The sequence below is a fragment of the Mycobacterium sp. genome, from assembly GCF_040509115.1.
Lineage (GTDB): Bacteria > Actinomycetota > Actinomycetes > Mycobacteriales > Mycobacteriaceae > Mycobacterium.
Window position 1 is genome coordinate 12,056 of record NZ_JBEVLO010000328.1, and the last position, 20,459, is coordinate 32,514.

At 68.0% G+C, this 20,459-nt stretch carries 18 protein-coding genes; 9 read left to right on the forward strand and 9 right to left on the reverse strand.

The window, feature by feature from the left end; all coding sequences use genetic code 11:
- Positions 1 to 3: 3 nt before the first annotated feature.
- From ABW137_RS22930 to ABW137_RS22940, 3 genes are all read left to right on the forward strand, one after another.
- Positions 4 to 1,104 (forward strand): catalase family protein, encoded by a 1,101-nt coding sequence (locus ABW137_RS22930; RefSeq protein ID WP_526403746.1) that lies wholly within the window; start codon positions 4 to 6, stop codon positions 1,102 to 1,104.
- 88 nt (positions 1,105 to 1,192) lie between these two features.
- On the forward strand, positions 1,193 to 3,799 hold the full coding sequence (locus ABW137_RS22935) for a helix-turn-helix transcriptional regulator (RefSeq protein WP_526403747.1): 2,607 nt from the start codon (positions 1,193 to 1,195) through the stop codon (positions 3,797 to 3,799).
- A gap of 313 nt (positions 3,800 to 4,112) precedes the next feature.
- Positions 4,113 to 4,868, forward strand: a complete 756-nt coding sequence (locus tag ABW137_RS22940) for a hypothetical protein (RefSeq protein WP_526403748.1) — start codon at positions 4,113 to 4,115, stop codon at positions 4,866 to 4,868.
- A 34-nt stretch (positions 4,869 to 4,902) separates the two neighbouring features.
- On the opposite strand, the gene ABW137_RS22945 is transcribed toward ABW137_RS22940, so the two are convergent.
- From ABW137_RS22945 to ABW137_RS22955, 3 genes are read right to left on the reverse strand one after another with little or no spacing between them, the layout of a single operon-like run.
- Positions 4,903 to 5,253 (reverse strand): hypothetical protein, encoded by a 351-nt coding sequence (locus ABW137_RS22945; RefSeq protein WP_526403749.1) that lies wholly within the window; start codon positions 5,251 to 5,253, stop codon positions 4,903 to 4,905.
- 47 nt (positions 5,254 to 5,300) lie between these two features.
- Positions 5,301 to 6,821, reverse strand: a complete 1,521-nt coding sequence (locus ABW137_RS22950) for an FAD-dependent oxidoreductase (protein ID WP_526403750.1) — start codon at positions 6,819 to 6,821, stop codon at positions 5,301 to 5,303.
- Positions 6,814 to 8,247, reverse strand: a complete 1,434-nt coding sequence (locus ABW137_RS22955; protein WP_526403751.1) for an MDR family MFS transporter — start codon at positions 8,245 to 8,247, stop codon at positions 6,814 to 6,816. The genes ABW137_RS22950 and ABW137_RS22955 overlap by 8 nt, the downstream gene beginning before the upstream one ends.
- A gap of 72 nt (positions 8,248 to 8,319) precedes the next feature.
- On the opposite strand from ABW137_RS22955, the gene ABW137_RS22960 reads away from it, so the two are divergent.
- The gene (locus tag ABW137_RS22960; protein ID WP_526403752.1) at positions 8,320 to 9,054 is read left to right on the forward strand and encodes a TetR/AcrR family transcriptional regulator; all 735 of its coding nucleotides are present in this window, start codon (positions 8,320 to 8,322) and stop codon (positions 9,052 to 9,054) included.
- Positions 9,055 to 9,059: 5 nt separating this feature from the next.
- Here the strand turns inward: ABW137_RS22960 and ABW137_RS22965 are convergent, their stop codons facing one another.
- From ABW137_RS22965 to ABW137_RS22975, 3 genes are read right to left on the reverse strand one after another with little or no spacing between them, the layout of a single operon-like run.
- Positions 9,060 to 9,413 carry a VOC family protein gene (locus ABW137_RS22965; protein ID WP_526403753.1) on the reverse strand — a complete coding sequence of 118 codons (354 nt, stop codon included), beginning with the start codon at positions 9,411 to 9,413 and terminating at the stop codon, positions 9,060 to 9,062.
- Between the two features lie 43 nt (positions 9,414 to 9,456).
- Complete coding sequence (locus ABW137_RS22970) at positions 9,457 to 10,608, reverse strand: NAD(P)/FAD-dependent oxidoreductase (RefSeq protein ID WP_526403754.1); 1,152 nt, start codon at positions 10,606 to 10,608, stop codon at positions 9,457 to 9,459.
- Between the two features lie 22 nt (positions 10,609 to 10,630).
- Complete coding sequence (locus ABW137_RS22975; RefSeq protein ID WP_526403755.1) at positions 10,631 to 12,262, reverse strand: PucR family transcriptional regulator; 1,632 nt, start codon at positions 12,260 to 12,262, stop codon at positions 10,631 to 10,633.
- Between the two features lie 81 nt (positions 12,263 to 12,343).
- Between ABW137_RS22975 and ABW137_RS22980 the strand changes: the two genes are divergently transcribed.
- Genes ABW137_RS22980 through ABW137_RS22990 form a run of 3 tightly spaced genes read left to right on the forward strand, consistent with a single transcriptional unit; the run spans position 12,344 to position 16,141 of the window.
- A complete protein-coding gene (locus ABW137_RS22980; protein ID WP_526403756.1) occupies positions 12,344 to 13,906 on the forward strand; it encodes a CoA-acylating methylmalonate-semialdehyde dehydrogenase in 1,563 nt (520 codons plus the stop codon).
- Positions 13,907 to 13,924: 18 nt separating this feature from the next.
- On the forward strand, positions 13,925 to 15,310 hold the full coding sequence (locus ABW137_RS22985; RefSeq protein ID WP_526403757.1) for an aminotransferase family protein: 1,386 nt from the start codon (positions 13,925 to 13,927) through the stop codon (positions 15,308 to 15,310).
- Between the two features lie 15 nt (positions 15,311 to 15,325).
- Positions 15,326 to 16,141, forward strand: coding sequence for an MBL fold metallo-hydrolase (locus tag ABW137_RS22990; protein ID WP_526403758.1), 816 nt, complete (start codon positions 15,326 to 15,328; stop codon positions 16,139 to 16,141).
- Here the strand turns inward: ABW137_RS22990 and ABW137_RS22995 are convergent.
- The 3 genes from ABW137_RS22995 to ABW137_RS23005 form a co-directional block, all read right to left on the reverse strand.
- Positions 16,125 to 16,748, reverse strand: coding sequence for a cysteine hydrolase family protein (locus ABW137_RS22995; protein WP_526403759.1), 624 nt, complete (start codon positions 16,746 to 16,748; stop codon positions 16,125 to 16,127). The two genes, ABW137_RS22990 and ABW137_RS22995, sit on opposite strands and share 17 nt — an antisense overlap.
- A 12-nt stretch (positions 16,749 to 16,760) precedes the next feature.
- Positions 16,761 to 17,462 carry a cutinase family protein gene (locus ABW137_RS23000; RefSeq protein WP_526403760.1) on the reverse strand — a complete coding sequence of 234 codons (702 nt, stop codon included), beginning with the start codon at positions 17,460 to 17,462 and terminating at the stop codon, positions 16,761 to 16,763.
- A 113-nt stretch (positions 17,463 to 17,575) separates the two neighbouring features.
- Complete coding sequence (locus ABW137_RS23005) at positions 17,576 to 18,499, reverse strand: AEC family transporter (RefSeq protein ID WP_526403761.1); 924 nt, start codon at positions 18,497 to 18,499, stop codon at positions 17,576 to 17,578.
- A 55-nt stretch (positions 18,500 to 18,554) separates the two neighbouring features.
- Here ABW137_RS23005 and sthA point away from each other — a divergent pair, with 55 nt between their 5' ends.
- Positions 18,555 to 19,979, forward strand: a complete 1,425-nt coding sequence (sthA, locus tag ABW137_RS23010) for a Si-specific NAD(P)(+) transhydrogenase (protein WP_526403762.1) — start codon at positions 18,555 to 18,557, stop codon at positions 19,977 to 19,979.
- A gap of 183 nt (positions 19,980 to 20,162) precedes the next feature.
- Positions 20,163 to 20,390 (forward strand): hypothetical protein, encoded by a 228-nt coding sequence (locus ABW137_RS23015; RefSeq protein ID WP_526403763.1) that lies wholly within the window; start codon positions 20,163 to 20,165, stop codon positions 20,388 to 20,390.
- Positions 20,391 to 20,459 lie beyond the last annotated feature (69 nt).

Here is a 20,459-nt window from a genome sequence, read left to right on the forward strand (position 1 = left end):
CCCATGACATCCCCAGCCCCCACCCCCATCCGCTACCGCGAGGACCTCGAGCACCCCCGCCAGGACGAAGCCGAGTTGATCGACAAGCTGGTGGCGAAGTTGCACGGCAACAACGTGTGGGCCTACAAGAAGTATCGGCACGCCATCCGCGACGCACACGCCAAGAGTCACGGCATCCTCATCGGCGAACTCACCGTCGACCCCGACCTGCCAGAGGAACTGGCCCAGGGACTGTTCGCCAGGGCCGCCACCTACCCCGTCTTCGGACGACTCTCCAGTACCTCGGGTGCACTGCGGCACGATCGCCTGCGCGGGATCCGGGGACTCGGACTCAAGGTCCTTGGTGTCGAAGGGCCCCGACTGCAGGACGACGGCGCGACCACCCAGGACTTCCTTCTGGTCACCCACCGCGAATTCCCGTTCAAGGACGCCCACGCCTACCTGGTCCGAGGGATGCCCCTGGCCTGGCTGCTGGCCCGACTCCCGGACAGGGTGATGATGGTCGTCCAATGGGTCCTGGCCAGGGTGAAGCCCGTCCTGCACCGGTTCGGCGGCAAACTACCCGTTGCGCTTGAACTGTTCGTGGAACCCAACATCCCCATCCTCGGCAACACCTTCTTCTCGTCGGCGCCGATCCGCTACGGCGACTACGTCGCGAAGTTCTGCCTCGCGCCGCTCTCACCTTCGGTGAAGGTGTTGAGCAGCCAGTTGATGCCAGACGACGCCGGCCCAGAAGCGTTCCGCGACATGGTCGTCGAGTTCTTCCGGCACGACAGCGCGGTGTACGAGCTACGAGTCCAACTGTGCACCGACCCGGTGACGATGCCGATCGAAGATGCGACGGTGGCCTGGCCGGAGTCGGTTTCGCCGCACCGAAGGGTGGCCACCGTGACGTTCCCCGCGCAGGACGCCTACGGCGACAAACGACGGATCTTCGGTGACGACGTGCTGTCGTTCAACGCGTGGACCGGGCTGGCCGCGCACCGCCCACTCGGGTCCATCAACCGGCTGAAGTTGAAGGTCTACGAGGCGTCGAGCACGTTCCGGCACGAGAAGAATCACCAGCCGCTGCTCGAGCCAGTCACCGTCGACGTCCCCGAGTGAGCCGAGACCAGGGATCCACGGGAATCCAATTGTCGCGACTATCGATTTCCGACCGCCATGAACGGCGCGCAGAACCTACACTCGCGTCATGAGCAGCCGGTGGCAGTTGCTCGACCGCTCCGAGGAACGCGAGAAGATCCACTCCGCGCTGAGCGGCGACGACAGGCGTGGCGTCGTGCTGATCGGTCCTGCCGGTGTGGGCAAGACGACGCTGGCACGCACCGTGACGGCCGCCATGTCGACACCCGTTCAATGGGCGGCGTGCACGGAGTCCTCCCGAAGCATTCCGCTCGGCGCGTTCGCACAATGGGTGCAGTCGTCGGCGGCCCGCGACCCCATCGCCTTGATCGGTTCGGCCCGTGATTCGCTTCTGGCACAGGATGACACCATCGTCGGCATCGACGATGCCCACCTGCTCGACCAGCTCTCCGCGACGCTTCTCCATCAGATCGCCGTCGAACAGACCGGACGCATCGTGGCCACCGTGCGCAGTGGCGAGCCGGTGCCCGATGCGGTGACGTCGCTGTGGAAGGACGGGTACCTGGAACGGCTGGACGTGCAGCCGTTCACGAAGGTGCAGTGCATCTCCCTGATCGAAAAGGTGCTCGGCGGCACGCTGGAGGGGCTGTCCGCCGACGTGATGTGGACGTCGTCGAGCGGCAACCCCCTGTTCGTCCGGCACATGGTCGAAGGCGCTCTGGAGGCGAAGAAGCTCAAGGTCGTCGACGGCGTGTGGCAGCTGCGCGGCGCCACCGTGATCTCGTCGGGTCTGGCGGCACTGCTGGAGGCTCGCCTCGAACACGCCGGTGAGGGGATCGACGCACTGAGGTTGTTGGCGCTGTCCGAACCGCTCGACTTGGACATCCTGTGTCAGCTCGCGGGCGAGGACTCCGTCGACGCCGCCGAGATGCAGGGTTTGATTCGGATGGATCACGACGGCAGCAGACTCAATGCCCGCTTCAGCCATCCGTTGTTCGGTGACGTGGTGCGGCGACGAATCGGCACGGCGACCGCCCGCAAGCTGCGCGGGCAGATCGTGAAGGTGTTGCGGGAACGCGATCTCGACTCGGCGGGCAGCAGGATCCGGCTGGCCGAACTCTACGCCGACAGCGACCAGGCTGCCGACAGCTCATTTCTCGTCAGCGCCGCCAAGGACGCCGTCTTCCTCGCCAACCTTCCGCTCGGAGAACGCTTGGCGCGGATGGCCTTTGAGCGCGACGGCGACCTGCGCGCAGCAGAGCTGCTGTCCCGCACGCTGCTGTGGCAGGGTCGGGCCGCCGAGGCCGACGACATCCTGACAAATTTCGACCCGGCCGAACTCGACGAGATGCAGGTGGTGCTGTGGGGTCTGCCGAGGCTGTCGATCCTGTTCTGGTCGATGGGTGACGTGGAGCGCGCCCACCAGCTGTTGACCCTGCTCGAACAGCGGGTCACGCATCCGATGCTCAGATCCGTCATCGATGCGGTCGGATCGGCGATGTTGGTGCACGAGAACAGGATCGACGATGGTCTCGCGGCCGCACGGGCGGTGCTGAGCAACCCCGATGCGCCCGGTCAGGCCATCGACTTCGCGGCGTTCGGGTCGGGGTTGGCGCTACCGGTCGCGGGCCGGGGCAGTGAATTCGAGGCGATCGCCGCGCGGTGCAACAGCGAACTGAAGTCCACCGACGGGATGATCCGGTTCATGATCCGCTACGGCGTGGTGTTGTCGCTCGTCTACACCGGTGAACTGGACGCCGCCGACGACGAGGTCGCCCAGTGCGCCCGCTTCTCGTCATCGGGCCAGTTCGTCGGCTGGGCGATCACCAAGATCATGGCCGGCTGCGTCGCCACCTACCGCGGGCGATTCCCCGACGCGGTGTCCTCACTCGAGCAGGCTCTCGCGGCGCTCAACGCGGAGAACTCGATGCCATGGCGACTCGTCGCGCGCCTGCTGCTCGTCCGTGCCTACGCCGCACTGGGCCAGACCGAGAACGCCGAGCGGGTCCTCGCCGACGCGAATGAACACATCGGCCCGCACATGGCGCTGCACGATCCGCACGCCGGGATCGCGAAGGCGTGGCTCGCTGCGGCCCGCGGCGGCGAGCGCACCGCCGTCGACTTCGCCAGGGCCGCGGCCAATGCGGCCCACCGCTCGGGGCAGCACGCCGTCGAGGCCGAGGCCCTGCACCACGCCGCGAGATTCGGCGACCGGAGCGTCGCGGGCCGACTAGCCGCACTGGTCAAGAAGGTCGACGGTGGCGTGGTCAATCTCCAGAGTCGCCACGCCGCTGCCGTCGCAGCGTCGGACGTCGACGCGCTCGACGCCGTCAGCCACGACTTCGAGCAAGCCGGTTACCTGTTGTCGGCGGCCGACGCGGCCGCCCAGGCAGCACCGCTGCACGACAGGGCGGGTGATCGGCAGGCAAGTGCCGAATCCATCACGCGGGCAGTACATCTGGCTGGCGCCTGTGGGGGCGCGAGCACCCCTGCGATCAGGACCGCGGTGCGCCCCCTGCCGCTGAGTCCCCGTGAACGGGAGGTCGCCACCATGGTGGCCGCGGGGCTGTCCAACCGAGAGATCGCCGACCGAATGTCGGTGGCGGTGCGCACGGTCGAGGGTCACGTCTACCGGGCGTGCATCAAGCTGGGCGTATCGGATCGGGAAGCGCTCGCCGTGGTGATCCGGCAAGAGCTGGGCCCCGGGGCGTCCTAAGGCCGGTTGGTGACCGTCGCCGACCCCCCGGACCGGCGACGGCCACCTGCAACACCGGATCCCCCCGGTCCGGTGTTGCACACCCGGTCCCATCGGTCCCTAACCCGATGCGATCAAGGCACTACCCATGCTGGTCCCCGAGGGGCGCGGCCCGACAGCGTAGTGGACTACTTGGTTTCTCCGGCTTCTGTCCTGACGCTCCCGGGCATCCCTTCCGCGTAGCCCACTACGCGTGCCGCGCGCAGTCCCGTTTTCCTACCTTTGCGTCTCGACGACCCCACAGCGCCGGACCGTGACGTAGAGGAGACCCCCGATGACCAAGCCCGCCAGGACCCTGAGCAAGGGCGACGCCTTCGCCGAACTTCAGATGCTGGTGGACGAGGGCCTGATTGCGTTCGAGGGTCACAGCGACGAGAACCACGTCAACCTCGGCGGTCTGAACCCCGTCACCGGTGCGATGGAGGCAGGCAACGTCGCAGGCGTCGTCGTGCGGCGGGGCGAGGCGGCGGCGGCACCCGCCTTCCTCGATCCCCGCAATGCCTTGGCCCTGGTGCGGCTGTGTCAATACCTGTCCAACCGGTTCGGTGCCACCGACCTGTTCCACGTGGGGATCAGCGGCGACGCCTCGGGTGGCCGGGTCGACTGCCATGGCCAGGGCCGGGCAGTGGACTTCACCGGAGCCGCCCGTCGCGTCGGCGACGACACCGACTTCCACCTCACCGTGCTGAGCGACTGGGGTTCCGTCACCCCAAGCACCCCAAGCACCACAAGCGCCCCAAGCACCCAAAGCACCCAAAGCGCCCAAAGCACCCAAAGCACCCAATGCACCCAAAGCACCCAAAACACCACGGGCTACCGCCTCGACGGTGCGGGCACCCTGGCCGAAGCCTTCTTCCGCGGCGTCTACCAGTTCGCGGCCGGGCAGTGGCAGGACCGCTCCCAGGATCCCGACGGTCAGGACGTCCCCACCTCGATCGGCGATGGCGGTTTCATCCTCACTCCCGACCATCCGACCACGGCGCCCACGAATCACCTGCACCTGCAGATCGGCAAGTCGGGGACGGAATGACCGGACGGAGCCACCGTCGCGCCCAACCCCTGGCTCAGCCGGTCACCTTGTCGAGGTACTGCAACAGCTCGTGCGCCGCCAGTTCGACGTCCTTGTGTCGCCATTCCGAGGCCCGGTACACGCAGGCGATGAGGCCCGTGCGGTGCACGCGTCGAAAGTCGCCGTAGACGAACGCATACCGCGCCTTCGTCTCGTCCGTCGCCCCCTCGGTCAGCCCGAGGTGCCATTCCGCGTATTCGTCCCAGCCGTGGTTCTCCAGGAACGCGTTCTGGGCGTCGGCCTTCGGCTGCACGTCACCCCAGTCGCTGTCGAGGACGTACTGCTTGCCATCGATCAGCGTGCGAGCCTTGGCCACCGCCTCTTCGTTGAGTCGATACTTCGCCATGACCTGCCGGTATACCCACGGGCGCGATCGATCACACGCCGCGACCGTCAGCGACCCAGCCAGCGCGTCAACGCCGCCGCCAACCCGGCGTGATCGGAGCCGTCGTCCGACGCCCACGCCACGAAGCCGTCGGGGCGCACCAAGAGGTTGCCGACGCCGGATTCTCCCCGCACCAATTGCAGACGCCCGGCGTACGGCTCGGCGAGTGCGGCCAATCGGTCGTCGTCGGTGACGAGCAGGGTACGCCCACCATGCGCGTGGTCGGCGAGCCTGGCGCCGCCGACCAAGGGGAGGGCGGGCATCGTCGCACCGACGAGCGGATGGTCGTCTCCGAAGTCGTAACGCTGCCACAGCCCAGACACGCGCTTCACGAAGTGCGTTGCGCCGTCCCGGGTTCCGAGGAAGTCGGTGAGCACACCGCGCAGCGCCGAGCTCTGCGCGTCGCCGCGCATCACCGCCACCTGAGCCCGCGTCCAGTCCAGCACCCAGGCGCCGATGGGATGACGCTCGCTGGTGTAGGTGTCGAGCAGCCCGTCGGGCGCCCACCCCTGTACGGTCGCGGCGAGCTTCCAACCCAGGTTGACGGCATCGCCGAGCCCGAGATTCATGCCTTGGCCGCTGAACGGCGAGTGCACGTGAGCGGCGTCGCCGCACAGCAGCACGCGACCCCGCCGATAGGTCGTCGCCTGCCGCGCGTTGTCGGTGAAGCGGGCGGCGCTGACGATCCCGGTGATGCGGACGTCCACCCCGCTGACGCGCCGCACGCTGTCCTCCATCTCGGCCGCGGTGACCGGTGCGTCCCTGTCGATCGGCGGGCCGTCGAACTCGATGGTGCGCAGGCGGCCCGGCATGGGGCCGCAGACGTAGAGCCCGGCTGCGGTGTGCTGCCAACCGCGCTTCAACCCCTCCGCCCCGTCCACCGTGAAAACTCCTTGACGACCGGTGATCTCGGGATCTGTGCCGGTGAACTCGAAACCCGCGAGCCGACGGACCAGGCTGCGGCCGCCGTCGCAGCCGACCAGCCATGCCGCACGCACGCCGGGCCCACCGTCGAGAGACACGGTGACCCCGGCACCGTCGTCGTCCAGGCCACGCACCTGGACTCCGCGACGCACCTCGACGCCGAGTTCCGCGGCACGCCGCCCGAGGATCCGCTCCACCTCGATCTGCGGGATCTGGAGGTTCCAGCCGGACTGGCCACGGCCGACCAGCAGGGGATCGTCGCGGTCGATGGGGGCTGCGGGCACCTGGATTCCACCGAAGTGCCCGGCGAACGGCGCATAGTTCCCGCGTGCCGCGCCTGCCGCCCGGGCCGCCGGGAACAACCGGGCCAGCACCGCCTCCACCTCGGGGAGTAGTCCGCGCCGGTCGAGCGCCTCGGCGGACGCGATGTTCATGCCCTCCGCCTTGACGGCGGGGTCGGGCGACTCGCGTCGTTCGACGACGAGCACGTCGGCTCCTGCCAGTCGCAGTTCAATGGCCAGCATCAGTCCGACCGGCCCCGCCCCTGCGACGAGCACGTCGTACTCCGTCGTCGAAGTCATCGAGTTCTTCTCTCTCTCAGTCATTTTGGGCGCTCCGCCCCGGCAGCAGCAGCGCAGGCAGGAAGGCCAGGACGGTCAGGCCGAGCACCCAGGTGAAGGTGATCGCAAAGGCATGGGCGCCACCGGCGGGCAGCGAGTGTTGAAGGATCACGGCGAGCACGGCCGTGCCGAGCGCACCGCCGATCTGCTGAAAGATCCGGACGCCGGTGGTGGCCGCCGGGATCGCTTCCTGCGGGAGTCCCACGTACACAGCCGTCATGACCGGGACGAGGGTCAGACCGAGGCCGATGCCTCGGATGGCGATGGCGATGGGGATGACGACGCCGAGCAGATCCTGACTGGTTGCCGAGCCGGCGAACACGAGCGGCACCGTCGTGATCGTCAGCAGCGCCATCCCGATCAACGCGGGCGCCCGATAGCCGAGCTTCATCCGGTCGATGAGGCGGCCGCCGAGGATGGTTCCGACCGCCACCCCGACGCCCTGGGGCGCCAGCAGCAGCCCGGCCTCCAGCGCTGACGCGCCGCGCACCTGTTGGTAGTAGAGCGGCAACAGGAACAACGCGCCGAAGAGGGTGATGCCCGACGCGAACACGAGTGCCGAGGAGGTCGCGTAGCCACGGACTTTCAGGTACCGCAGGTTGAGCGGCGGATCGACGCGCGACCGCAGGGAGTGCACGCCGTAGCCCGCCAGGAGGACGGCGCCCGCAGTGAGTGGAACGATCGCCCCGGCACTGTCGAACCCTCCGGTCACCCCGGCGCGCGAGCACCCGAACACCAGCAGCGCCAACGCCGGTGAGAGCAGCGCCAGACCGAGGAGGTCCAGCCGACGCGTCTGCCCTGACCTCGTGGAAGGGACCGTGCGCCAGCCGAGGTAGAGCGCGGCGGCGACGATGGGGACGTTGATGAGGAAGATCAGCCGCCAGCTCGCGGTGCCGTGGATGCCGAGGATCGCACCGCCGACGACGGGACCCAGAACCGGTCCGAGTTGCGACGGGATCGCGATGTACGGCACCACGCGCGCCAGGCGGTCCCGGCCTGCTGCGGTGACGAGGATGGTCTGCGACAGCGGTAGGAGCATTCCGCCGCCGACGCCCTGCAGGATGCGGAACGCGATCAGGCTCTCGATCGACCACGCCGCGGCGCACAGCGCCGAGCCGGTCGCGAAGATGCCGAGCGCCAGCAGCCAGGCGCGACGACCGCCGAGCCGCTCGAACATCCACCCGCTGACGGGAATGGTGATGGCCACGGCAAGGGCGTAGCCGGTGCTCACCCACTGCACGGTCGACACGCTGGCGCCGAGCCGCGCCTGCAGTGTGGTGATGGCGACGTTGACGATCGTCAGGTCGAGAATCGCGGCGATGACGCCGACGAGGACGGCCAGCGCGAGTTTGATCAAGGCCGGATCGAGGGGCTCGGCCCTGGCGACGGCGGATCGGGAAGCGATGTTCACGAACACCGTTCTACTTACGAACAGTGTTCGTGTCAAATCGAACCCCGCTCGTCAACCGTTAGACTGCGTCGCATGGCCACGCCTCCCCAGCGGCGACGCGCCGCTCGCCACCAGCAGTCGGTGGCCGACGCCACTGTCGCCTCCACCCGTCGCGGACCGTCGGCGGGACGGAAGAAGCCCATCACCGTCGATGCCATCGTCGAGACCGCCTTCGGCATCATCGAGCGCGAGGGATACGGCGCGTTGACGATGCGACGAGTCGCAGGCGTCCTCGAAACAGGCCCGGCGTCGTTGTACGCCCACGTCGTCAACAAAGAGGATCTCGACGACCTACTGATCGGGCGACTGTGCTCCGAAATCGAACTCCCTCAACCGGATCCACGGACGTGGCGGGAGCAGCTCATCGACGTCTGCAATCAGATGCGGGATCAGTACCTGCGCTATCCGGGGATCTCCAGGGCGGCACTCGCCGGGATCCCGACGAATCAGGACACCGTGCGCGTCAACGAAGGCATGCTCGGCATCGCGCTGGCCGGCGGCCTCGACCCGCAGACCGCGGCGTGGGCCATCGATGCCCTCACCCTCTACGTCAACGCGTTCTGCCTGGAGACCTCCCTCGTCGACAGCCGCGTCGACCAGGAAGGGTGGGCCGTCAGCCGCAACGAACTGCTCCACAGGTTCGCGGCGCTGCCCGACACCTTCCCGCACACCAAGCGCCACGCCGCCGAACTGACGTCGGGCACCCCACTGGACCGGTTTGCGTTCACCATGAACCTGATGCTCGACGGGCTGGTCAGCCGCGCGTAGGCGGCCTACTCGCGGTGCCGCACGACGTTGACGACGTTGCCGTCGGGCGCCCGCACCAGGAATCGGCGCACCCCCCACGCCTCCGTGGTCAACGGGTGCACGATCTCCAGGCCGAGCTTCCGGGCCTCCTCGTACGCCGCGTCGACGTCATCGGTGTGGACCGAGATCACCGAGTCCTCGCTCGCGGTCGCGTCGCGCGTGACCAGCTGAACCTCGGCGGACGTATCCGGTGAGCGGTATCGCGCCACCCATCCCATGTTGAAGTCCTCGGCGCTCAGCCCGAGGAAGTCGCGGTAGAACGACTTGGCCTCGTCGACGTCGGCCACCCGAAGGTTCGCGGTGATGCGCTTGGCGTGCACGGCTTCTCCCCTACTCCTGGCTGCCTCTACTCCCCGGCTGCGTCTACTCCCCGGCTGCGTCTACTCCTTGACTGTCGAACGGCCTCCGCGGGGCCAGCCGCGCCACGTCGAGCCCGCGGGCGACGAGATCGGGCGGCACAGGCTGCCCCAGAACCATTGCCGCGCCCAACCGCGCTGCCGCAGGGGCCGTCTGGATGCCGTACCCGCCCTGGCCCGCCAGCCAGAAGAAGCCCGTCGCCTCGGGGTCCTCGCCCACCACGAAGTTGCGGTCGGGGGCAAAGGTGCGCAACCCCGCCCACGACGAGTTGACGCTGCGGATCCCGAGGGTGGTGACGTCGTTGATCACCTCGATGGCCCGCGCGATCTCGAGCTCGTCGGGCTTGGCATCGCTTGGCGGACAGGGAGTCTCGTCCGCCGGGGAACACAGGAACTGCGCCCCGTCCGGCATGGCGTAGAAGGACTGGTCGACCTCCGTGCAGTTCGGGAGGTTCCGGCCGCCCTCGCCGAGCGGCGAGGCGACCATGAAGATGGTGCGACGCAACGGTCGCAGACCCACGCCGGGCAACCCCGCCGACTCGGCTACGACGTCGGCCCACGCACCGGAGGCGTTGACGACCGCGGCGGCCCGATGCACTCGACCGTCCGACGTCGTGACGGACCAGTTGCCCGCGCCGTACTCCAGCGCAACCACCTTGGCGTCGCGGAAGATCTCGGTGCCGCCGAGGCGGGCGCCCCGCACGTAACCCTGGTGCAGGGCCGCGACGTCGAGTGCCATGGCGCGCGGTTCGTACATGCCGCGCTCGGCGGCCCCGGGGCGCAGTACGGGATAGAGCTCGCGGCAGCGCGCCTCGTCGAGGAGTTCGGCGTCCGAGACCAGCGGCAACACCTCCGCGTGCATCCGTTCGACGACGTGGCCGCGGCCCTCCGTGGCGAACTGCAGCAACGGACGGGGCGTCATCAACACCGCGTCGACGAAGTCCGGCGGCTGCTCGAAGAACTCCCGACTACCGGTCGTCAGTGCGCGGACCTGTTCTCCCCCATAGGTTTCCAGGAACGCCGCGGCCGACCGCCCGGTGGTGTGATACGCCAGCGTCGACTCGGTCTCCAGCAGGACGACCTTCGCCGCCTTGGACAGTTCGTAGGCGACCGACACCCCCGCAATACCCCCGCCGATCACGATGACGTCCGCGCTCATCTTCGGTCACCGCCTTCCCGACTCAACTTCTCGCCACCACCATCATGGCGACGTGCAACGAGGTCCGTGACTCCGGGCTGTCCAGATCGACCCCGAGCAGACGCTCGATGGTGGCCAACCTCGCATACAGCGTCGGGCGTGAAAGGTGCATGCGCTTGGCGAGTTCCGCCTTGTTACCGCCCACCTCCAAGAAGCTTCGGAGAAGGTCGAACATGTCGTCGCCGTACTTGGCGCGACGCTCGAGCACCCCACGCAACTCCGTCTCGGCGAAGGCCTGGACACGGGGATCGGCACGGATCAGCGCGACGAGGCCACGCAATCTGACGTCGGCCGACCGGTAGAACGGCTTGCCGTCGTCCGTGCTGGCCATCGCCAACGCCACCTCGGCCACGTGCTCCGACTCGGCGAAACCGCCCGCCGCATCGATGAGCCGCGTCGACTCCGGCCCGACGCCGACGACGCACTGCCCGACCCCGTCGATGCGGGTCACCGCGCGGCGGATGGCCGTCGCGAGTTCGGTGAGGATCTCGTCACCGTCCTTCGATGCCGCACCGACGCGCGCGCGGGGAGCGAACAGCAGATCGATCTGGCCGTCGTCCCTGCTGACCGCCAGGGCGGTGTGCCCGCCGGCCCGGACCGCATGGATGACGGCATCCAGCGCTTGACTGCGGCGCTGCTGAATCAGCACCTGGTTGACGTTCGCACTCTCCTGCAGCCGCACGGTGATGGGGACGTAGGTCAGCGCGGGCCGCAATCCGAGGGCGTAGGCGCGGGCCGTGGCGTCGGCCTCGTCGCGGATCCGGCCCCGCAGCAGATCGCCGACCAGACCGCTCTGCGCCCTCAGTTCCAGGGAGGTGCGGTCCTGCTCGACCATCCGGTTCAACGCGAGCGCCTGCGCGGCGCGTTCGAGCGTGGTGATGGTTCGATCGTCGGCCTCGACGTCGTCCGCGCGCCCACGCGGCGCCACCAGCCGACCCCATTCCTGACGGTGCGGACCGACCGGTCGCGCCACCCACGTGCCTGCCCCCGCCACCGGCCCGAGCCGAGAGCGCCGCTCCCAATCGCCGAGGAGATCCTCCAATGCGACGTCGCGGCGGCCGAACGCCAGCACCTGGCGGTTGAGGTCTTCCAGCACGATCGGGGTGTCGAGCATGTCGGCGGCAGCGGCGACGATCTCGTCGACCGACGCCCGACGCATGCTGAGCCCGTTGAACGCCTCGTGCACGCGACGGGCGTAGTCCACCTCCGCGTACTGCTCGGCGACGATCCGCCGGTGCACCTCCTCGGTGACCTCCACGAAGCGGACGGCCCGGCGCAATGCGATCACCGGCAGTTCGAGGGCGGCTCCGATGCTCAGGACCGAGGGTGGCACCGCGTCGACGTGCAGTCCCAGTTCGATCACCACCGCCACCGCACCCGCCCTGGCCAGCCGCGGAAGGTACTCGTCGCGGTGCGCCGGATCGGCCAGCGCCTGCCCGGTGGTCAGCACCATCTCCCCACCCCCGAGCAGGTTGGACAGATCGGTCAGATCGCTGACGTGAACCCACCGCACGGGTCGGTCCAGGACGCCGGGGGAATCTGCTCCGCAGACCACCTCGGGGTCACCGGCCTGCAGTACCGGCAACGCCAAGACCTCCCGCACGGTGGGCAACATTTGACACATCGTAAAACAAGCCGCAGCCTGCGTTACGCATTGTCGGCACGGTCGGCATTCGCTCGATCAGACACTGGTGGCATGACACTGAGCACCCGCGTCCGCACCATTGCCCACTGGTCCGACGGCAAGAAGTTCGCAGGCACCGGCGAACGCACCTCCCCGGTCACCAATCCGGCCACCGGTCAGATCACCGGCGAGGTCGCCCTGGCCGACGTCGCCGACGCACGCGCCGTCATCGACGCCGCCGCGGCCGCCTTCCCCGCGTGGCGCGACACGTCGCTGGCCAAGAGGACCACGATCCTGTTCGCGTTCAGGGAGTTGCTCAACGCCCGCAAGCACGAGCTGGCCGAGATCATCACCAGCGAGCACGGCAAGGTCGTCTCCGACGCCCTCGGCGAAGTCAGCCGCGGCCAGGAAGTCGTTGAATTCGCTTGCGGCATCGCCCATCTGCTCAAGGGCGGAATGACAGAGAACGCCTCGACCAACGTCGACGTCGCCTCCATCCGCCAGCCCCTCGGCGTCGTCGGCGTCATCAGCCCGTTCAACTTCCCGGCCATGGTGCCGATGTGGTTCTTCCCCATCGCCATCGCCGCGGGCAACACCGTCGTCCTCAAACCCAGCGAGAAGGACCCGTCGGCCGCCCTCTGGATCGCCGAGCTGTGGGCCGAGGCCGGCCTGCCCGCCGGTGTCTTCAACGTGCTCCAGGGCGACAAGGTGGCCGTCGACGAACTGCTGACCAACGAGTCCGTGAAGGCCATCAGCTTCGTGGGCTCCACCCCCATCGCGCGCTACGTCTACGAGACCGGCACCCTGCACGGCAAGCGGGTGCAGGCCCTTGGCGGTGCCAAGAACCACGCGATCGTGCTACCCGACGCCGATCTCGACCTCGCCGCCGACGCCATGGTCAACGCGGGCTTCGGCTCGGCCGGTGAGCGCTGCATGGCCATCTCGGCATGCGTCGCCGTCGGCCCCATCGCCGACGACCTGGTAGCCAAGATCGCCGACCGCGCCAAGGGACTCAAGACCGGCCCAGGATTCACGACGGACGGCGCCAGGGACGCCGACATGGGGCCGCTGGTCACCAAGGCGCACCGCGATCGCGTCGCGTCGTACGTCGACGCGGGCGAGGCCGACGGCGCCACCATCGTCGTCGACGGCCGCGGCATTTCCGACCATGCTGAAGACGGGCGCGATCCTGAGGGCTTCTGGTTGGGCCCCACCCTGATCGACAACGTCACCCCCGACATGAGCGTCTACACCGACGAGATCTTCGGCCCCGTGCTGTCGGTGGTCCGCGTCGACTCCTACGACGAGGCCCTGAACCTGATCAACTCGAACCCCTACGGCAACGGCACCGCCATCTTCACCAACGACGGCGGCGCGGCCCGGCGGTTCCAGAACGAGGTCGAGGTCGGCATGGTCGGCATCAACGTGCCGATTCCCGTCCCCACCGCCTACTACAGCTTTGGCGGTTGGAAGAGTTCACTGTTCGGTGACACCCACGCACACGGGACCGAAGGCGTGCACTTCTTCACCCGTGGCAAGGTTGTCACCACGCGCTGGCTGGACCCCCGTGCGCGGAGCGCACAATCAGGCAGTAGCCGCGGCGGCATCAATCTCGGCTTCCCGCAGAACAACTGAGTCAGGAGCACCCGACCCATGACCACCACCGAAGCATCAGAGATGCTGCCAAGCGGACAGGACCTCGCCACGGCCAAGGCCGAGGCCGCCCACGCCTACGAGCTGGACCGCAAACACGTCTTCCACTCGTGGTCGGCGCAGGCGCTGATCGCGCCGATGACGATCACCGCGTCGGAGGGCTCCTACGTCTGGGACGGCGACGGCAACAAGCTGCTGGACTTCTCCTCGCAGCTGGTCTTCACCAACATCGGCCACCAACACCCGAAGGTCGTCGCGGCCATCGCCGAGCAGGCGGCAAAGCTGTGCACCGTCGCCCCGCAACACGTCAACGCCGCGCGCTCGGAGGCGGCCCGACTGATCTCCGAGCGCACGCCGGGCGACCTGAACCGGGTGTTCTTCACCAACGGCGGCGCCGACGCCGTCGAGCACGCGGTCCGGATGGCCCGCCTGCACACCGGCCGCTACAAGGTGCTTTCGCGCTACCGCTCGTACCACGGCGGCACCGACACCGCGATCAACCTCACTGGCGACCCGCGCCGCTACCCCAACGACTACGCCAGCAGCGGCGTCGTGCACTTCAACGGGCCGTTCCTGTACCGCTCGTCGTTCCATGCCGAGAACGAGCAGCAGGAGTCCGAGCGTGCGCTCGAGTACCTGGAGCGCCTCATCCAGCACGAGGGCGCGACGTCGTTCGCGGCCATCATCCTGGAGTCCGTGCCCGGCACCGCGGGCATCATGGTGCCGCCGCCGGGCTACATGAAGGGCGTCAGGGAGATCTGCGACAAGTACGGCATGGTGTTCATCGCCGACGAGGTGATGGCCGGGTTCGGCCGTACGGGTGAGTGGTTCGCCATTCAGAACTTCGACGTGACGCCCGACCTGATCACGTTCGCGAAGGGCGTCACCTCCGGCTACGTGCCGCTCGGCGGCGTCGCCATCAACGACGCGATCTACTCGACGTTCGCCGACCGCGCCTACCCCGGTGGGCTGACCTACTCGGGGCATCCGCTCGCGTGTGCGGCCGCCGTCGCCACCATCAACGCGATGGAGGACGAGGGCATGGTTGCCAACGCCAAGCGCATCGGCGAGGACGTGCTGGGCCCCGGCCTCGCCGACCTCGCCGCCAAGCACCCGTCCGTCGGCGAAACCCGAGGGCTCGGGGTGTTCCAGGCCATCGAACTGGTCTCGAATCCGCAGACCCGCGAACCACTGGCGCCGTACGGCGGTTCCAGCCCGGCGATGAACGCGACGATCGCGGCGTGCAAGGCCAACGGCCTGCTGCCGTTCGCGAACTTCAACCGCATCCACGCGGTGCCTGCGTGCAACATCAGCGACGCCGAGGTCGCCGAGGGGCTCAGGGCACTGGACGCCGCGCTGACGGTGGCCGACGGCTACGTGGGCTGAGGACCCGGACGACGAATGATCGACGCCACCCGCCAGTCCTTCGCGATCGGCCTCATCGGCGGACCCACCGTCGTGATCGACTATGCAGGAACGCGATTCGTCACCGATCCGACGTTCGACGAACCCCGCGACTACGGCAACATGGCCAAGCTGACCCCGCCCGCGATCGCCGCCGACCAGCTTGGTCCCGTCGACGCGGTCCTGCTCAGCCACGACGACCACAACGACAACCTGGACGTCGCGGGGCGACGGTGGGCCACCACCGAAGTGCCCGTCATCATCACCGGACCCGGCGCTGCCGACCGCCTCGGCGGGGGTGCGATCGGTCTGCCGACGTGGCAGACCGCACAGGTGCAGCGCCGCGACGGACCCGGGCAGATCACCATCAGCGCGACACCGGCGGTGCACGGCCCCATCGACGGCACCCGCGACGCGTCCGGACACGTCAACGCCGAAGTGACGGGCTTCGTACTGCAGGCCGACTCCCTGCCGACGGTGTACGTCAGCGGCGACAACGCCGCGATGCTGCCCGCCGCTCAGATCGCCGAGCGGTTTCCGTCGATCGACGTCGCGGTCCTGTTCGCCGGAGCGTCCCGCCTGGCCACCAAGAACCAGGGCCGCCCACTCACGCTCACCGGCCAGCGGGCCGCCGACGTCACCGCCGTGCTCGCGGTCCCTCGCGTCGTCATCGCGCACATCGCGGGCTGGTCGATCTACAGCGAGGACTTCACCGACGTCCGCACCGCGTTCGACGAAGCCGGCATCGTCGATCGCATCGTCACCGCGGAGCCGGGCCAGTGGGCGGTTTCCGAGGCTACCGATCCTTCGTAGCGGCGATCGCGTCGAGCACTTCGGCGGTGCTGACCACGGCGGCGTAGTTGGGCATGTTGACCTCGAGCGCGGCATGCATCTCGGCCTGTGAGTACGTGGCGGTGGCATCGCCGACGACGGTGACGTCGTACCCGAGTTCAGCGCCGTACCGAACCGTCGACTCGACGCAGGTGTGCGTGATGAGACCCATCACGATCAACTGGTGGATGCCGTGCTTCTTGAGCTGCAGGTCCATGTCCGTGTTGGCGAAACCACTTGAACACCAATGTTCCTGGGCGATGACGTCACCGTCTCGGGGCACCAGGTCCTGGTGCAGTTCACCGCCCCACGTCCCGTACTCGAAGGTCTTGCGCCCCCACGCGGCCCGCTGAATCGGGGCGACGTACTTCCAGGTTTCGTAGTCGCCAGGCCGATACCGGTGGTGCAACGCATAGAAGACCCGGATGCCCGCGCCGCGCGCGGCGTCGAGAACCTCGCGCATGTGCGGCACGCACTGATTCGCCTCGGCGACCTCCTTGAGGCGATCCCACACCTTGCCGCCCTCTGAGATGAAGTCGTTGTACGGGTCGATCACCACCAGACCGGTGATGCCCTTCTCGAAGCTCATGCCGCTCGTCCCCTACAGCTTGCTCACCGCGAACGCGGCGCCCTGACCGGCCATGCCGTTGACCACGTAGCTAGTGTGCGCCTCGTTCGGCAGGCCGGTGACGATACCGTCACACACCGAGTCTCCTGGCGCGCACAACTCCAACGCCCGGTCCGCGAACATCGGACCGACGCCGATGCCCGGCACCTCGTACTTGGCGACGAAGTCACCCGCGGGCTTGCCGAACAGGACGACCGCAGCAACGTGCGTGGCGGCGTCCGGCGACACCGGAGGAGGAACCAGTTCGGGCGGGACGCTGGCAGGCGTCGTGGCGGCCGTCGTCAAACCCGTCACCGCGGCGCCCTGGGAGTACCCGCCCAGAATCAGCCTGGTGCCCGGGCAGGCCTCCGACATGAACTGCACGCGGAAGGCCTCGTCGCGAATGCCGTCGGTCACGGTCCTCGGGAACTCCACCGGGTCGGCGAAGTTCCCGCTGGCCGGGTAGTTGACGGCATACTGGCCAACGGTCCGGCCGCCCGCCTGCGCGCGCACCGCATCGACCAGCGCCTGCCCGACGTCGCCGAGACCGGGGAACTGGCCGGTCCCCCTGGCGAACACCACCTCGATGTCCGGGCACGGCTCGGCGGAGGCGACCGGAATCACCGTTCCCGCCAGCGCGATCCAGGCGCCCAGTGCCGCAACGACGACCGCGCGACCGGCGCGTCGACCTCTCATCGTGGCTCCCCCTCGAAGTCGTCGGTTTCGATCAGCCAGCGAACCATGGATGCCATCGACACCGCGGCCGTTTACCCCGACCTTTGTACGCGAAACAGCGACCGGGTGGGCATTCAGCCAGGCAGCAGCGCCACGATCGCGGCGATGATCGGCACCGCGGCGACCGTCGACACCAACGTCGCGTCCCTGGCCAACGACTCGTTGCACCGGTACACCCCGGCGTAGGCATTGATGTTCTGCGCGGACGGCAGTGCCGCCAGCACCGTGACGAGAAGGACCTGCGAAGGGCTGGCGCCGAAGCCCCACCGGGCGATGGCGTAGGCCAGCATGGGCATGAGCACCATCTTGGAGACCACGACGATGGCCAGGTCGCCGCGGTCGGCCCGCGGCAACGCATCGGTGCGGCTGCTCAGCGAGATGCCGAACGCCAGCAGCACGGTCGGGATGGCGAGGTCGGCGAGCAGACGCACCGAATCGGCGACGGGTCCCGAAAGCTGCACCGAGGTGGCGGCGAGCACGACGCCGACCACACTGGCCGCAATGATCGGATTGACGATCAACGCCAGCACCTGCCGCCACGGCGACGGTCTCGGGTCGACGGCGGAGTTCAGTACCGCGATGCCGATCGGCGCCATCACGACGCACTGGAAGAGGATGATCGCCGAGATGGCCGTGGTATTGCCGAAGACATACGCGCTCAACGGGATACCGAGATTGCCCGCATTGACGTAGGACCCCGTCCACGACGCGATGGTCGAATCGCCGCCGTTGCGTCGGCGCACCAGGGTGAAGACGGCGAAGCACACCGCGAACGCGAGCAGTGCGGCCAGTGCGGAGACCGCCAACTCCAGGGAGAAGATCTGCTCCAACGTCGCCTCGGACAGGTTCAGCAGGAGCAGGGCGGGGACACCGATGTGAAACGCGACGCGATTCAGCACCATCCGCGCGTTCTCGCCAAGCACCTCCGTCCGTCCGACGATCGCCCCCACCCCGACGACGACCCCAATCACGGCGAAGGCTTCGAAGACGGCGAGCACGCACGACATCCTTCCGGGCTGGCTCGGGTCCGTCGATTTGGGTATCCCCCTCGGCATGGCGACGGAGACTGAGTACGACCTCATCGTGATCGGATCGGGCCCTGGCGGCCAGAAGGCGGCGGTGGCGGCGGCCAAATTGGGCAAGACGGTGGCCGTCGTCGAACACGGCCAGATGCTCGGCGGGGTGTGCGTCAACACCGGAACGATCCCGTCGAAGACGCTTCGTGAGGCCGTGCTGTACCTGACCGGCATGAACCAGCGCGAGCTCTACGGCGCCAGCTACCGCGTCAAGCAGAACATCACGCCCGCCGACCTCCACGAACGCACGTCACACGTGGTCCGGCGGGAGATCGACGTCATCCGCGACCAACTGACGCGCAACCACATCGACCTCTACGTCGGCCACGGCAGCTTCACCGACGCCCACACCGTGCTGGTCGAAGGCGTGGATGCTGCCGAACACCGCACGCTGACAGCGGATTTCATCGTCATTGCCACGGGCACCACACCGCGTCGGCCCGACGGCGTCGACTTCGACGACGAGCGCGTGCTGGACTCCGACCAGATCATCGACCTCGACTTCATCCCCACCTCGATGGTCGTCGTCGGGGCAGGCGTCATCGGCATCGAGTACGCGTCGATCTTCGCCGCCCTCGGCACCAAGGTGACCGTCATCGAGAAGCGCGACACCATGCTCGACTTCTGCGACCCGGAGATCACCGAAGCGTTGCGCTTCCACCTGCGCGACAACGCCGTCACCTTCCGCTTCGGCGAGGAAGTCACCAGCGTCGACGTCTCACCGGACGGCACGCTGACCACGCTGGCCAGCGGCAAGCAGATCGCCGCTGCCGCGGTGATGTACTCGGCGGGACGCACCGGACGGACCAAGGGCCTCGACCTCGAGGCGGCGGGCCTGGCCACCGACGACCGTGGCCGCATCGAGGTCGACGAGCAGTTCCGCACCAAGGTCGACCACATCTTCAGCGTCGGCGACGTCATCGGTTTCCCGGCACTGGCGGCGACGTCCATGGATCAGGGCAGGCTTGCGGCGTACCACGCGTTCGGGGAGAAGGCGAGGAGCATGGCCGACCTCCAGCCCATCGGCATCTACACCATCCCCGAGGTGTCCTTCGTTGGCGCCACCGAATCCGACCTGACCCGCAAGGCCATCCCCTACGAGTTCGGCGTATCGCGCTACCGCGAGCTGGCCCGCGGGCAGATCGCGGGTGACTCCTACGGCATGCTCAAGCTGTTGGTGTCGACCGAGGATCAAAAGCTGTTGGGCGTGCACATCTTCGGCACCGCAGCCACGGAGCTGGTGCACATCGGCCAGGCGGTGATGGGCTGTGGTGGGACCGTGGAGTACCTCGTCGACGCCGTCCTGAACTATCCGACGTTCTCGGAGGCGTACAAGGTGGCAGCGCTGGACGTGATGAACAAGATCCGCGCCGTACGCAACTTCCGCGACTCGTCGGCGTAGCACTCCGAGAAATTCGCTGGGCGTGCGTCAACGCCCGCACATTTGTGAATCATATGAACACCGGGCTTTATTGGTGAGGTCTCATTAGATTCGATTTTGTACCCAGCAGATCGAAGTTCCGAACCCAGACGCGATTCGCCGGATATGAAATGTCCGATCACCCAATGAGCACCAGGAGTCAAAATGATTCGTCGTTTCATCGCCCCCGCACTGATGACCGCCGCCGCCGCAGCCGCGATTGCTGCCGCGCCGATCGCCGTCGCCGCACCCATCGCCGGACTGGACGGCGGAGGCACGACCACGACCACCACGCGGGACGGTCACGTCGCCATCCAGGCACAACCGCCCAGCGTTTCCGAGCCGAGGAGCTACGGCGAGTTCCCGAACGCCATCCCCTTCCTTGGCGAGTGAGGTTCCGGCAGCCGGTAGCTGACACCTCCCAGCGAGGTTCGGCAACACGTAACCGCGGAGGCACTGCCA

Bases quoted from the DNA above. Each gene is read 5' to 3' on its own strand.
- ABW137_RS22970 (WP_526403754.1), bottom strand. From the start codon at position 10,608: ATGAGCGCGGACGTCATCGTGATCGGCGGGGGTATTGCGGGGGTGTCG.
- ABW137_RS22975 (WP_526403755.1), bottom strand. From the start codon at position 12,262: ATGTTGCCCACCGTGCGGGAGGTCTTGGCGTTGCCGGTACTGCAGGCC.
- ABW137_RS23000 (WP_526403760.1), bottom strand. From the start codon at position 17,462: ATGAGAGGTCGACGCGCCGGTCGCGCGGTCGTCGTTGCGGCACTGGGC.
- ABW137_RS22935 (WP_526403747.1), top strand. From the start codon at position 1,193: ATGAGCAGCCGGTGGCAGTTGCTCGACCGCTCCGAGGAACGCGAGAAG.
- ABW137_RS22990 (WP_526403758.1), top strand. From the start codon at position 15,326: ATGATCGACGCCACCCGCCAGTCCTTCGCGATCGGCCTCATCGGCGGA.
- ABW137_RS22960 (WP_526403752.1), top strand. From the start codon at position 8,320: ATGGCCACGCCTCCCCAGCGGCGACGCGCCGCTCGCCACCAGCAGTCG.
- ABW137_RS22950 (WP_526403750.1), bottom strand. From the start codon at position 6,821: ATGACTGAGAGAGAGAAGAACTCGATGACTTCGACGACGGAGTACGAC.
- ABW137_RS23015 (WP_526403763.1), top strand. From the start codon at position 20,163: ATGATTCGTCGTTTCATCGCCCCCGCACTGATGACCGCCGCCGCCGCA.
- ABW137_RS22940 (WP_526403748.1), top strand. From the start codon at position 4,113: ATGACCAAGCCCGCCAGGACCCTGAGCAAGGGCGACGCCTTCGCCGAA.
- sthA (WP_526403762.1), top strand. From the start codon at position 18,555: ATGGCGACGGAGACTGAGTACGACCTCATCGTGATCGGATCGGGCCCT.
- ABW137_RS22930 (WP_526403746.1), top strand. From the start codon at position 4: ATGACATCCCCAGCCCCCACCCCCATCCGCTACCGCGAGGACCTCGAG.
- ABW137_RS22985 (WP_526403757.1), top strand. From the start codon at position 13,925: ATGACCACCACCGAAGCATCAGAGATGCTGCCAAGCGGACAGGACCTC.
- ABW137_RS22995 (WP_526403759.1), bottom strand. From the start codon at position 16,748: ATGAGCTTCGAGAAGGGCATCACCGGTCTGGTGGTGATCGACCCGTAC.
- ABW137_RS22945 (WP_526403749.1), bottom strand. From the start codon at position 5,253: ATGGCGAAGTATCGACTCAACGAAGAGGCGGTGGCCAAGGCTCGCACG.
- ABW137_RS22980 (WP_526403756.1), top strand. From the start codon at position 12,344: ATGACACTGAGCACCCGCGTCCGCACCATTGCCCACTGGTCCGACGGC.